Genomic DNA, 12,946 nt, shown 5'->3' on the forward strand with positions numbered 1-12,946 from the left:
CTTATCCATCGTTTACCCTCTGAACTATTTCAGAGAAATAAATAAGAGAAACGTTGGTATGGAAAGCACCTATCCAAATTAGACGACGAAGGCGTTCGGCAGTCTGAGTATAAGGATAGTAAAACTATTCAGTATGTCTTGTTTGCCTGTTATGTTCACATAAGGCAATAGCAAGTCTATGACTGCTTCAGCCTGTGGACAAGCATAAATAGTCTGAAGCAGTGGTTAAAAATTTAATGAAATAAGGCAGCAATAAGTAAATTGTCTGAATTAACGGCGATAATCACGGAACGGACCATCTGCGACAGAGCGTCGTTCAATCAAGGTAGGGTGGACTTCAATGACCTGTGCTTCTTCACGTTTGCTGACAATGCGATCCAGTAGCATAGATAATGCAGACTGTCCCAAACGCTCTTTGGGTTGATGCACCGTTGTCAGCGCTGGTGTGAAATAGCGAGAGTGCCGTACATTATCATACCCGATCACCGAAATATCCTGCGGTACACGTAAGCCGAGTTCGTCAGCTGCACAGATTGCCCCCATGGCCATGATGTCACCACCACAGAAGACGGCTGTTGGGTGATGCTTTTGTGCCAGTATCTGATGCATGGCTTTATAGCCGGATTCCGGTTCAAAATCGCCTTGAACAATCCACTCTTCATGTATTGTGATATGCGCTTCTTTCAGGGCCTTAAGAAAACCCAAGTAACGCCCGCTACCCGTATTCCGTTCTTGCAGACCGGGAATGGCGCCGATGTCGCGGTGACCACGCTCAATCAGGTAACGACCTGCCATATAGCCACCTTCAAAAGCGTTATCAATAATGGTATCGGTAAAATCACTGTGCCCCTTGCCCCAATCCATCACGACCATAGGAATGTTACGGTAATCTTCCAGCATGGAAAGCAGTGCTGGTGGATATTCAGCGCACATTATCAGTAATCCATCTACTCGTTTTTGTGCCAGCATAGAAAGATAAGCACGTTGCTTATCCAGATTGTTGTGGGAATTACACAGAATTAGTGTGTATCCTTTTGCGTAGCAACTATTCTCAACAGATTCGATAATTTCTGCAAAGTAGGGTGCCTCACTTGAGGTCGCAAGCAGTCCAATGGATTTTGTATGATTAACTTTCAAGCTGCGGGCAACGGCACTTGGCGAATAATGTAATTCTTTGATGGCTGCCCTTACGGCGGCTTTAGTATCTTCGGCGACGAAACGTGTTTTATTGATCACGTGTGATACGGTTGTGGTAGAAACACCTGCGCGCTTTGCCACATCTTTAATCGTTGCCATGTAAAATGACTCCTGAACTCACCTGATTACAGCAGTAAGTAAATGGTTAATCGTTTGCCTGCGTGAATAGTTCTCTTTCTGAGCACGAAAGCAGAACTTCAGAAGGAGAGAGTCGGCGGTTTAGACCTGAAGGGCAAGGTTGACGCTTTCGACCAACGCAGGATGTGTACAGTAAACTGCAAATTCTGTCCGATTTAATGCAAAAGTGGAAGTGCTAATTCATATTATGTCTGCGATATTCGGAGAGGATTTCCCGATCAAATTAAGAGAAAGTTTCCATATACCCACTACTATTGGTAGTATTTATTGTCTGGCTTGGGGTAATAAACCCATTCTGATTACAATAACGGATGTCAATACTGAGTCTGCAAAGGAGGTACTTATGGATACGGCTCTAAAAATGTCGTTGTTAACCACAGTGTGTGCATTGGCCATTATCATGGCGTTCAGTTTTACAGCAGTGCTGAACTGATAAGCTTTAGTGACGGTGTAAAGCCACTGAATTAGCCATTTTTGGCATGACAAGACAGAAAGACAACGGGACCGGAAGGTCCCGTTGTCAGTTGGAGTATCCCTCGGTGCGGTATACCCAGGTATCTTGAGCTTAACGAGAATGTTACATCAGCGAACGGTCTTTGGCGTGACGACACGGCGTGCGCCGACATAGTGTTCTTGCCAATAATTGCCGCTCAATTTGCTGATCTTGATATCGGAACCTGTCCGCGGGGACTGAATAAAACGCCCATTACCAAGGTAAACCCCGACATGGTCGGCTGCACCGCGATTACTAATGTGGAAGAACACTAGATCACCTCTTTCCAGCTCACTCTTTTTGATCGGTGCTGCATCACGCAGGTGGAACATTTCATTAGCTGTGCGTGGGATCGGTATTTTTACTACGTCTTTGTAGGCGTAATAGATCAATCCGCTGCAATCAAATCCGGCAGCAGGTGAAGCGCCTCCCCAGTGATAGGGTTTCCCAATCTGTTTTAGCAACTTATTCATTGCAGTCAATTTGACGTGTTGGTAATGCTTTCTGCGCATAACACTAAGGGGTAGTGCTTTCTTGTGCTTGCTTTCTCTGCTTTTGGTTCGTGCCGCTATTTTTATTTTTCTATCTTGCGTTCTGTGATGTGTGGGCTCACCGTTTTCAATGTGTCTTTTCGATGCCACATGCTTGATTTCTGTTGCTTTAGTCTCATGGGTTTTTGTGCGATGTTTGGTCGATGGTCTAGTCAGATGTTTGGGATGAGCGGCTGAGTTTCGTGTGGCTTTGCTGTGGGAATGTGCTGTTTTAGTCGTTTTTAGCGAGTATCCCTTACTGCCCTTCTCTTTTTTATCGTGTGTCGGTACTGTGGCTTTTTTGGTATTTTTGGACGGTTTGTTTTTTCTTGTATCAACCGTGTCAGTTACGCCCACATTGAGCTTATGCAGGGAAACCGCCACGGCGTGTGGTGCGGCTTGTGCCAAATTAAAAAACAGGTTGCTAAAAAATAACAAGAAAAAGGTAACAAATAACCGCATAATTATTATGACTGAATGTCGTCCTCAATCGCTCGATTTCCACAGTATTCCTGAAAATGGGACGATAAAAAAGTGAGAATAGCCGTTTTATTACAACAAAATAGTGAAAAATCGTTAACGAGTGTAATTATGGTGTGATTATCATCAGTTTCCGCATCAGATTTCACCAATCATTATCTAATGATAGCCCTAGTTTAAAACCCTACAAAAGATAACGTTTTTTTGTGACTGCCGCTATCGTTACAATACAAAAGAGTCAATGTGATATTGGCAATATCTATAACTGATGCTGATGGCGGCGGATCAACCGTATAGCCATCACGTGCTTGAGGAAGCAATAGAATGACGACAACGACAATTGAAAAAATTCAGCTCCAGATCGCTGAAAACCCTATTCTGCTATATATGAAAGGTTCTCCAAAACTGCCAAGCTGTGGCTTTTCTGCTCAGGCGGTACAGGCGTTGTCAGCATGCGGCGAGCGTTTTGCTTATGTTGATATTTTGCAGAATCCAGAAATTCGTACAGAATTGCCCAAATACGCCAATTGGCCCACTTTCCCTCAGTTATGGGTAGACGGTGAACTGGTCGGTGGATGCGATATCATCATTGAAATGTATCAGCGTGGTGAGTTACAGCAACTTATCAAGGATACTGCAGAAAAATACTCGTCCCAGAAAGATGGTCAGCAACAATAAATCGACACTATGTTATTTTATACGCGATGATTTTCAGGCGGTAACCACCGCCTGAAAATCTCAATCTTCGCTATGGGCAGGTGAAGGTTCTGCCTCGGGTTGCGTGGCTGTTGGCCATCCCCCCATTCGTTTCCAGCGATTTACCAACTCACAGAATAGCATTGAGGTCTGTTGGGTATCATACAAGGCAGAGTGGGCCTGACTAGGATCAAATGGGACACCGGCAGTAATACAGGCTTTAGCCAGGACTGTCTGTCCTACTACCAATCCACTGAGCGCTGCGGTATCAAAGGTGGCAAAAGGATGAAAAGGATTGCGTTTCAGTCCACAACGCTCTGCAGCGGACATGAGAAAACCATGATCGAAAGTAGCATTGTGTGCGACAACAATCGCCCGATTGCATCCCTGATCTTTAACCCCTTTACGCACGACTTTGAAGATTTCATGTACCGCTTCATATTCACTGACGGCACCACGTAAAGGATTGGTCGGGTCTATGCCGTTAAACGCCAGTGCTTCTGGCTGCAAAATTGAGCCTTCGAACGGTTCAACGTGAAAATGCAATGTCTGATCCGGCAGTAACCAACCATTGTCATCCATTTTGAGTGTCACTGCGGCAATTTCCAGTAGTGCATCCGTTTTAGCGTTAAATCCTGCGGTTTCCACATCAATTACGACCGGATAGAATCCGCGAAAACGGGCACTCAGGACATTAAGGTTATTTTTGTCAGCCATCATCTCTTATTGGTCTTCAGCAAATGCAGTGCGCATTATGGCAAATTTTAGTGGCGGATGCAGTAACGTCAGATCTAACAGGTACCGATCTGGCACCTGTCAATGCAGGGAATATCAGTTTCCCAGACCCAGATCGGCCTGTGAACGTTCAATTAACTCAATTTTATAGCCATCAGGATCTTCGACGAAGGCAATGATCGTGGTCCCGCCTTTTACCGGGCCTGCTTCACGGGTGACATTACCGCCAGCTTTGCGGATACGCTCACAGGTAGCTGCAACATTATCCACCCCGAGTGCAATATGCCCGAAGGCGTTGCCGAGATCGTAGCTGTCTACTCCCCAGTTATAAGTCAGCTCTATCACTGCACCTTCACTCTCTTCGGTATAACCGACAAACGCCAGTGAATATTTGTATTCTGTGTTTTCACTGGTGCGCAGTAGCTGCATACCCAAAATATGGGTATAAAAATCAATGGAACGTGATAAATCGCCAACACGCAGCATGGTGTGAAGTAAACGCATAATTTCCTCTATTGGCTTCAGTGGTTAATGGTAATTTGCAGGTAAAATCAATGAGAGAAGTATAGCGGTGCATATAGCTTGAGTCCAAGCCATGGGTCACAGAAGCCTCCTGGCTGTCGACTCTTGGTGGGAGGTAATGTTGTCTTGCCCGAAGCATTTTTCTCATTGCTTGCCTCTTTTTTACTAAAAAAACGCAGTTTCGACAAAACTGACTGGTATTTCCATAGTGACGAAACTATTTTTATTGTTATTGTTAATCAATGCTTGCCAGCCGGGACGATCAACGCTTCAATAAAAAGGTTCGATGAGGAGGAGGTCCCGTGGCTGAGCAACTTGAGCTTTTTCCTGTACCCAATCCCTGTCGTGGTATCTGTCAGGCTGATGAGCGGGGTTTTTGCCGAGGGTGTTTTCGTAGCCGGTCGGAACGTTTTAGTTGGGGACAAATGAGCGATGTTCAGAAACAGGATGTCTTACGTCTTTGTCGGCAAAGGATGAAACGATTGCAGCGTGTTGAGAAAATTTCAATACCGCCGGAACCAGAGCAATCGAGTTTGTTTTAAGATAGGTCGTGATATTTTGTGTAATAAATTAAGTTTAAGATCATTTTTAGGTAACTATTATTTGGTAGAATACTTATTGTATTTACAATAAATATATATTTTTCGTTTTGTCTTATTTTCATTTTTATAAATCAGAGTTGATTGCAATCCAGGGATATAACTTAGCATGCTAATTATAAGGAGTAGTGATGGAATTGCCATTAGGATCTGATTTAGCCCGGTTAGTACGTGTTTGGCGCGCCTTGATAGACCACCGTTTGAAGCCGTTAGAACTTACACAGACGCACTGGGTGACGCTGCATAATATTCATGAACTGCCCCCAGGGCAGTCCCAAATTCAGTTGGCGAAGGCGATTGGTATTGAACAACCGTCATTGGTCCGCACTTTGGATCAGCTTGAAGATAAGGGATTGATTACCAGACATATATGTGTACATGATCGCCGAGCTAAGCGCATTATGCTGACAGATATGGCTGACCCGATCATTCAGGCGGTTAATGATGTTATCGATCAAACGCGCAGTGAAATATTAAATGGAATCACACCTGAAGAGGTTAGTGAATTAGCGACCATAATTTCCAGGTTGGAAAGCAATATTCTATCGTTATATGAAATGCAGTCTTAATTTGTATGGCACTTGAAAAATCTTGGTTTTAAAAATTAAATTCTGCTGATTGTTAATTAAATTGCCATTAACAGAGTGTTTTGCTGAAATTTAATTTTGCCGATTAATCACCCCTCGTTAGAGTGGTGATTAATCGATTTGCAATTAGCGAGGAGAAACAGTTACTGAACGGCCATCACTGACCATTGCGATTCTCTGACCAGCATAGAATTTGGTAGTACCTTGTTTTTGTACCACCATAATGGTATTGCCGTCATCTTTACGGATTTCCAGTTGAACACCTTGAACACGGTTTATCGCTCCCTCAACACTTTGCCCAGCGACACCACCTGCGACAGCACCAGCGGCGGTGGCCAGGCTACGTCCGGTTCCTCCACCAACAGTATTGCCCAGGAAGCCTCCCAAGACTGCCCCGCCAAGAGCGCCAATAATGTTATTCTCTTCGCCAGCCTGTATTTGTACTGGCCGTGTAGAAATAATTGTGCCGTAAGTTACGGTTTGGACCTGTTTGGCATCAGATGCGCTGTAAACGTCTCCAGATAATGTACTGGTATTTGCACAGCCAACCAAAGTGATACTTGCTAAAGTAATCACAAGAAAATACTTCATCATTTAAGGCTCCTGTAATGGCGATGTCGGACTGGCGCTGCCCTTGTACCGACTAAATTATTTACATGCAGATTATGACGTGGACTAAAGCACCATTCCACTTTTTTACCTGATCACCAGGATAAGATAATGCACTTAACTTTATAATAAGCCGACTATAAAGTTCACGTTAAAGCCCCATTTTTGTGAAAAGACATGTCAAATGGTTATTTTTTACAAAAACTGGCGACAACATAGAAAAAATGACAAAAGTCCACTAAGAATGTCGGTGAAATGCTATTTTTATCGGGTACATTTCTCACCTGCCATTACTGTGTGATCCCCACGGAAAGTAAAAGGTTAATAAGATGAAGTCAGGCAGATATATTGGCGTGATGTCGGGAACCAGTCTTGATGGTATTGATGTGGTGCTGGCCGCGATTGATGAATACACTGTAGCGCAGCAAGCCAGCTATTGCCATCCGATCCCACAGTCTATCAGGCTGGCTATTCTCAGCATGTGCCAGGGGCAACCGGTGACATTGTCGGCACTTGGGCATTTAGATACCCAGCTCGGTATTCTGTTTGCTGAAGCTGTGCTGGCGTTGTTGAAACAGTCGGGAATCAGCGCTTCAGATATCACCGCTATCGGTTGTCATGGGCAAACAGTATGGCATGAACCCGGTGGTGATGCGCCTTGCACTATGCAGATTGGTGATAATAACCGTATTGTGGCGATGACTGGCATCACCACTGTGGGTGATTTCCGCCGCCGGGATATGGCTTTTGGTGGTCAGGGTGCGCCGTTGGTGCCGGGGTTTCATCATGCGTTGTTATTTCATCCGGCTGAGCGGCGTATTGTGTTGAATATCGGTGGGATAGCCAATATTTCCTTGTTGGCGCCAGGGGTACCAGTCAGAGGTTATGATACAGGTCCGGGTAATATGTTGTTGGATGCATGGATTTGGCGTCATTGTACACAGCCTTATGACAGGAACGCTGCATGGGCGTCAACCGGGCTGGTGCATACTGACTTGTTGCATCATCTGCTGGCTGATCCCTATTTTTCGTTGCCCGCACCGAAAAGCACTGGGCGGGAATACTTCAATCTTGGTTGGCTGGAAAGGCAGCTCGCCGCTTTTCCGCTGATAAAACCGGAAGATGTCCAGGCCACGCTGGTGGAGTTGACGGCGGTAAGTATTGCTGAGCAGGTGCTGTTGAGCGGTGGGTGCGAGCGTTTGCTGGTTTGTGGCGGAGGAGCGAGGAATCCGTTGATCATGTGTCGTCTTTCCGCGTTACTGTCGGGTATTGAAGTTAGCACAACCGATGAGTGTGGTGTCAGTGGTGATGATATGGAAGCCCTGGCGTTTGCCTGGCTGGCATTTCGTACATTATCAGGCCTTCCTGGCAATTTGCCCTCGGTAACCGGCGCCAGCCGGGAAACCATCTTGGGAGGAATTTATCCCGCCATGCACGACTAATCAGACTTCGCTGAGATTTCTGATATTAACTGGTTGTTAGACTGTTATTGAGTTGCGTGTTGGTCTGGTTGGTAATGCAGTCAGAATGCAGTATGCCAGGAAAAATAACAGGAGAAGACTAATGAAACACTTGCTGACAGGCGGAGCCCTGTTGCTTTTAAGCGGATGTAGCCAATGGATAGGGGAACAGGAACACACACTACATTATCAATGTGGCACTATGCCGTTGACGGTAACGATGATTGAGCAACCACGGCAATCCCACGTCACTTTTCTGCTGGATGGTGAACTCCATACCTTGCAACAGACACCATCGGCTTCAGGCGTTCGCTACAGTGATGGGAAATATACGTTCTGGAGCAAGGGAAATCACGCCTTTATCCAACGGGGGAGCAACATTATCGTTAACGATTGCATCTTGAAATGATCGGGTTCCCGTTCTATGTCAACCGTTGAGATTTTACCTGTACGGGCGCAGAATGATCGCACTTTTTTCTGGCCCGGTTTAGCGATGGCAGGACTCAATGATGATGGAAAATGAAAATTCGCGCAATACGATAACCGCAGTGCCGGTAACAGAAAGCACGACAGATATTGCGGACTTACGTCGTGAATATACTCGCAGTGGCCTTCGGCGCCATGATTTGACGGAAAACCCACTTGACCTGTTTGAACGGTGGCTAAAACAAGCGTGTGAAGCTCGGCTTGCTGACCCCACTGCAATGTGTGTAGCGACAGTAGACGAGCAGGGGCAACCTTATCAACGGATTGTGCTACTAAAGCACTACGATGAAAAAGGGATGGTGTTCTACACCAATATGGGGAGCAGAAAAGCCCAGCAACTGATGAACAACGCCCATATCAGTCTGTTATTTCCCTGGCATATGTTGGACCGGCAGGTCATTGTTCTGGGGCGAGCCGAGAAACTACCGGCACTGGATGTGCTAAAGTACTTCCATAGTCGGCCTAAAGACAGTCAGATTGGTGCCTGGGTATCAAAACAATCCAGTCGAATTTCTACCCGTGGAATTCTGGAAAGTAAGTTTCTGGAGCTTAAACAAAAATTTCAAAATGGCGAAGTTCCTTTACCCAGCTTCTGGGGTGGATTTCGTGTCAGCATTGATAGCATGGAGTTCTGGCAAGGCGGAGTTCATCGCCTGCATGATCGTTTTTTCTATCAACGTCAGGAAAATGGTTGGCAAGTAGACCGTTTGGCGCCTTAAGTGTGAAATATCCCTATTAACCCACTGGCGCTCCCGTCGGGAGCGCTTTATTCTATGAAGCTTCGTGTTGCTGGCGCTTTAAAGGCAACATAGGCCACAAACTGACGCATCAGAAACAGATATCGTCTTTTTTCCTCATTTATCCTGGGGATAATTAAACCTGTCATGTTCGATGATAGTCATTCTGCTGAACATGCGACATGATTTTTTTGCATAAAAATGGAGTTATCGATGGCGAGTAGTAACCTGATTAAACAATTGCAAGAGCGAGGCCTGGTAGCTCAGGTAACGGATGAGAACGCGTTAGCAGAGCGACTGGCGCAAGGGCCGATTGCTCTATATTGCGGTTTCGATCCGACGGCTGACAGCTTGCATTTGGGGCATCTGGTTCCTCTGCTGTGTCTGAAACGTTTCCAAATGGCAGGCCATAAACCAGTAGCATTAGTCGGTGGGGCAACGGGGCTGATTGGTGATCCCAGTTTTAAAGCGACCGAACGTAAGTTGAACACGGAAGAAACTGTTGGAGAATGGGTAGATAAAATCCGCCGTCAGGTCGCGCCATTCCTCGATTTTGACTGTGGTGAAAACAGCGCCATTGCCGTTAATAACTATGACTGGTTTGGCAATATGAGCGTGTTGACCTTCCTGCGCGATATCGGTAAGCATTTCTCTGTGAACCAGATGATTAACAAAGAAGCTGTGAAGCAGCGACTGAACCGTGATGATGTCGGCATCTCCTTTACTGAATTCTCTTACAATTTGTTGCAGGGCTATGATTTTGCTGCCTTGAATACCCAATTGAATGTCGAATTACAGATTGGCGGCTCGGACCAATGGGGCAATATCACGTCTGGGATCGATTTAACCCGACGTATGAATCAGAAGCAGACATTTGGCTTAACTGTCCCGCTGATTACCAAAGCCGACGGTACCAAATTCGGCAAGACCGAGGGGGGAGCCGTCTGGCTGGATGCCAGTAAGACCAGCCCTTATAAGTTTTATCAGTTCTGGATAAATACTGCTGACGCAGATGTTTATCGCTTCCTGAAATTCTTTACTTTCCTGAGCATGGAAGAGATCAATGCCTTGGAAGATGAAGATAAAAACAGTGGCAAAGCCCCGCGAGCCCAGCATGTACTGGCTGAAAAGGTGACCCGGATGGTACATGGAGAAGCCGGTCTTGCTGCTGCGCAGCGAATTACCCAGAGTCTCTTCTCGGGTTCATTGCAGGATATGACGATAGAGGATTTCGCCCAACTGGCGCAGGATGGGATGCCGACCATTTCGCTGGATCAGGGGGCTGATTTACAGCAAGCGCTGGTCAGTGCTGAACTGGTACCGTCTCGTGGTCAGGCCCGCACGATGATTTCTTCCAATGCGGTAACAGTGAATGGTGAAAAAATAGCCGACGCTGAATACACCTTCAAGGATACCGATCGTCTGTTTGGCCGTTATACGTTACTGCGTCGGGGTAAAAAACATTACTGCCTGATTTGCTGGCAGGTATAACGGCGATAATCAAAAAAGGACTTTCGGTTCCTGATGTTTATCATTTGAAGGCGATATCCGGGACGGCATGGGGATGAGGCTCTCGTAAGGGCTTCTCCCTCTGGCCTGAACCCGGTATAACCGCTCTTTTGATTGACCAGCACCTGGGTTTATCGTGTCCTTGTTTATCAAGAGTATGTACGAAAGGTGCAGGCAGGGATAACAACGATTTATGAAAAATATATTGTCAATTCAATCACATGTTGTTTTTGGTCATGCAGGGAATAGTGCAGCTGAATTTCCTATGCGCCGGATGGGTGTTAATGTGTGGCCACTGAATACCGTTCAGTTTTCCAATCACACACAATATGGGAAATGGACCGGGTGCGTTATGCCTGCCAGTCATTTGACTGATGTTATTCAAGGCATCAATGATATCGATCGCCTTAAAGATTGTGATGCGGTGTTGAGTGGCTATATCGGTTCGCCAGAGCAGGGCGGACATATTCTGGATATTGTCAGACAGGTGAAAGCGATCAATCCGCATGCCGTTTATTTTTGCGACCCGGTAATGGGGACGCCGGAAAAAGGATGCATTGTGGCGCCTGGAGTGACGGATTTCCATTGTAATCAGTCATTGCAGGCCAGTGATGCTATTGCACCAAACCTACCGGAACTGGAACTGCTAAGCGGTCGTGCTGTACAGAGTGTTGATGAAGCCGTACAGGCTTGTCGTGAATTGTGCCAGCGAGGACCAAAGTTGGTGTTGGTAAAACATCTCAGTCGGGCAGCGTACCGTAGTGACAGTTTTGAAATGCTGCTGGTTACGCCGACGGAAGCGTGGCATATCAGTCGTCCACTGGTGGATTTTGGTGAGCGTCAGCCAGTGGGTGTGGGTGATCTTACCAGCGGTTTACTCTTGGTTAATCTCCTTAAAGGCGTCGCGCTGGAAAAAGCGTTGGAACATACCACTGCCGCTGTTTATGAGGTGATGCTGATGACCAGAGAAATGAATCAGTATGAACTTCAGTTGGTTGCAGCCCAAGACGGCATCGCGAATCCTCGCCACCATTTCCAGGCGGTACGTCTTAACTGATGGCGTCAGCCTCCGCGAGAGCGGAGGCATTCCTCGTACTTTACAGCAACAATAATCCTTCTGCTGTTAACGCTTTTTCCACCGATGGGCGTACCTCAATCCTCTCCAGATAAGCCTTCAGTGCAGGGAAATGCGTAAGATCAAATTTAAGTGCCTGTGCCCAACGAGCAATCGTATACAAATAGGCATCGGCTACACCGAAACGATTACCGACCAGGCAGTCATGCTCACTTAACACTTCATTGATATAGCGAAAGCGCTGCTCCAGATAGCTGCGTAAAAGATCTTTATACGATTCAGGCGTTCCCGGGCGGAACAACGGCGAGAATGATTTATGCAATTCAGTAGCAATATAATTCAGCCATTCAATGGCGTGATAATGGTGAATAGTATTCGGAGGGGCAATAAGATTATATTGTGGCGCCTTATCCGCCAGATAAAGCGCAATAGCGACGGTCTCTGTTAAAATAGAGCCATCGTCCAGTTCAAGGGCCGGTACCAATCCTTTTCGGTTAATTAGCAAATAATCCCTATCCTGTTCGGTTTTTTTGGTGCGCAGGTCGACTTTTTCCAATGTGAACCGAGTCCTTGTTTCATGCAGGATGATGTGGGGAAACAAGGAGCAACTCCCCGGTTTGTAATAAAGTTTCATGTGCTATTCCTTCCTTAAGCGTCGAGAGAGTTTTTTGTTGCAAATTGATAATAATATGTATGATTTTATTAAATAATAAGTAAGGCATTATTGCTATAAATTACATCCTCTCGCTGTGCGTTGTCTCGCAGATTATTTGATCTGAAAAATCAATGGCACGCTGATTATGTTGTCATGTCTCCTGCCAATTTAGCCTGTCTGACACAGAGTAATAACTATTGTTGAAGCTCAGGAGCAAAGCTGAAAGAACGGTAAGTATTTTGATAGGTATAGGTGATTTCTATTATCAATTTTAATGTTAACAAAATGTTATTTTTAGTTTGTGTTATCTTTAAAGAAGATCATAAAATTCGGGCTGGATAGCGTTTGTCGGAGCTACAAACGAGAACACCAGCACGAAAAATCTATCCAAATGAAGAGGCGGGTTACCATAAATCATGCTTCTTCAGATAGATACTC

General features: G+C 45.7%; 16 protein-coding genes. 10 read left to right on the forward strand and 6 right to left on the reverse strand.

The features are described from left to right. Nucleotides 1–270 precede the first annotated feature (270 nt). On the reverse strand, nucleotides 271–1,296 hold the full coding sequence (gene purR / locus CWC46_RS12230; RefSeq protein ID WP_021016286.1) for an HTH-type transcriptional repressor PurR: 1,026 nt from the start codon (nucleotides 1,294–1,296) through the stop codon (nucleotides 271–273). 382 nt (nucleotides 1,297–1,678) lie between these two features. Between purR and cydH the strand changes: the two genes are divergently transcribed. Beyond that, nucleotides 1,679–1,768 carry a cytochrome bd-I oxidase subunit CydH gene (cydH, locus tag CWC46_RS22860; RefSeq protein ID WP_157831371.1) on the forward strand — a complete coding sequence of 30 codons (90 nt, stop codon included), beginning with the start codon at nucleotides 1,679–1,681 and terminating at the stop codon, nucleotides 1,766–1,768. 149 nt (nucleotides 1,769–1,917) lie between these two features. Here the strand turns inward: cydH and CWC46_RS12240 are convergent, their stop codons facing one another. Continuing rightward, entirely contained in the window at nucleotides 1,918–2,820 is a 903-nt protein-coding gene (locus CWC46_RS12240) for a C40 family peptidase (protein ID WP_021016285.1), read from the reverse strand. Nucleotides 2,821–3,162: 342 nt separating this feature from the next. On the opposite strand from CWC46_RS12240, the gene CWC46_RS12245 reads away from it, so the two are divergent. Further along, complete coding sequence (locus tag CWC46_RS12245) at nucleotides 3,163–3,516, forward strand: Grx4 family monothiol glutaredoxin (protein WP_021016284.1); 354 nt, start codon at nucleotides 3,163–3,165, stop codon at nucleotides 3,514–3,516. Between the two features lie 60 nt (nucleotides 3,517–3,576). Here the strand turns inward: CWC46_RS12245 and rnt are convergent, their stop codons facing one another. Then, nucleotides 3,577–4,251, reverse strand: coding sequence for a ribonuclease T (gene rnt, locus CWC46_RS12250; RefSeq protein WP_037382065.1), 675 nt, complete (start codon nucleotides 4,249–4,251; stop codon nucleotides 3,577–3,579). Nucleotides 4,252–4,365: 114 nt separating this feature from the next. After that, nucleotides 4,366–4,773, reverse strand: coding sequence for a lactoylglutathione lyase (gene gloA / locus CWC46_RS12255; RefSeq protein WP_021016282.1), 408 nt, complete (start codon nucleotides 4,771–4,773; stop codon nucleotides 4,366–4,368). A 144-nt stretch (nucleotides 4,774–4,917) separates the two neighbouring features. Here gloA and CWC46_RS23270 point away from each other — a divergent pair, with 144 nt between their 5' ends. The 3 genes from CWC46_RS23270 to slyA all read left to right on the forward strand — a co-directional run bounded on the left by CWC46_RS23270 (nucleotide 4,918) and on the right by slyA (nucleotide 5,959). Next, nucleotides 4,918–5,220, forward strand: a complete 303-nt coding sequence (locus tag CWC46_RS23270) for a hypothetical protein (RefSeq protein WP_237160251.1) — start codon at nucleotides 4,918–4,920, stop codon at nucleotides 5,218–5,220. Beyond that, nucleotides 5,142–5,333, forward strand: a complete 192-nt coding sequence (locus CWC46_RS12260; RefSeq protein WP_237160231.1) for a DUF1289 domain-containing protein — start codon at nucleotides 5,142–5,144, stop codon at nucleotides 5,331–5,333. The genes CWC46_RS23270 and CWC46_RS12260 overlap by 79 nt, the downstream gene beginning before the upstream one ends. A gap of 188 nt (nucleotides 5,334–5,521) precedes the next feature. Continuing rightward, nucleotides 5,522–5,959 carry a transcriptional regulator SlyA gene (gene slyA / locus CWC46_RS12265; protein ID WP_021016279.1) on the forward strand — a complete coding sequence of 146 codons (438 nt, stop codon included), beginning with the start codon at nucleotides 5,522–5,524 and terminating at the stop codon, nucleotides 5,957–5,959. Nucleotides 5,960–6,103: 144 nt separating this feature from the next. Here slyA and CWC46_RS12270 read toward each other — a convergent pair whose 3' ends face one another. Continuing rightward, nucleotides 6,104–6,571, reverse strand: a complete 468-nt coding sequence (locus CWC46_RS12270) for an outer membrane lipoprotein (RefSeq protein ID WP_037381809.1) — start codon at nucleotides 6,569–6,571, stop codon at nucleotides 6,104–6,106. A 344-nt stretch (nucleotides 6,572–6,915) separates the two neighbouring features. Between CWC46_RS12270 and anmK the strand changes: the two genes are divergently transcribed. The 5 genes from anmK (at nucleotide 6,916) to pdxY (ending at nucleotide 11,835) form a co-directional block, all read left to right on the forward strand. Then, on the forward strand, nucleotides 6,916–8,028 hold the full coding sequence (gene anmK, locus CWC46_RS12275; protein ID WP_021016277.1) for an anhydro-N-acetylmuramic acid kinase: 1,113 nt from the start codon (nucleotides 6,916–6,918) through the stop codon (nucleotides 8,026–8,028). Between the two features lie 121 nt (nucleotides 8,029–8,149). Then, on the forward strand, nucleotides 8,150–8,455 hold the full coding sequence (locus tag CWC46_RS12280; RefSeq protein WP_021016276.1) for an MliC family protein: 306 nt from the start codon (nucleotides 8,150–8,152) through the stop codon (nucleotides 8,453–8,455). 103 nt (nucleotides 8,456–8,558) lie between these two features. Continuing rightward, nucleotides 8,559–9,251, forward strand: coding sequence for a pyridoxamine 5'-phosphate oxidase (gene pdxH / locus CWC46_RS12285; RefSeq protein ID WP_051391523.1), 693 nt, complete (start codon nucleotides 8,559–8,561; stop codon nucleotides 9,249–9,251). Nucleotides 9,252–9,482: 231 nt separating this feature from the next. After that, nucleotides 9,483–10,760: a tyrosine--tRNA ligase gene (tyrS, locus tag CWC46_RS12290; protein ID WP_021016274.1), complete on the forward strand. Its 1,278-nt coding sequence runs from the start codon at nucleotides 9,483–9,485 to the stop codon at nucleotides 10,758–10,760. Nucleotides 10,761–10,971: 211 nt separating this feature from the next. Then, the gene (gene pdxY, locus CWC46_RS12295) at nucleotides 10,972–11,835 is read left to right on the forward strand and encodes a pyridoxal kinase PdxY (RefSeq protein WP_021016273.1); all 864 of its coding nucleotides are present in this window, start codon (nucleotides 10,972–10,974) and stop codon (nucleotides 11,833–11,835) included. Between the two features lie 40 nt (nucleotides 11,836–11,875). Here the strand turns inward: pdxY and gstA are convergent, their stop codons facing one another. Next, the gene (gene gstA / locus CWC46_RS12300; protein ID WP_021016272.1) at nucleotides 11,876–12,487 is read right to left on the reverse strand and encodes a glutathione transferase GstA; all 612 of its coding nucleotides are present in this window, start codon (nucleotides 12,485–12,487) and stop codon (nucleotides 11,876–11,878) included. Nucleotides 12,488–12,946 lie beyond the last annotated feature (459 nt).

It is taken from the genome of Prodigiosinella confusarubida (assembly GCF_002847015.1).
In the GTDB taxonomy this organism is placed as follows: Bacteria; Pseudomonadota; Gammaproteobacteria; order Enterobacterales; family Enterobacteriaceae; genus Prodigiosinella; species Prodigiosinella aquatilis.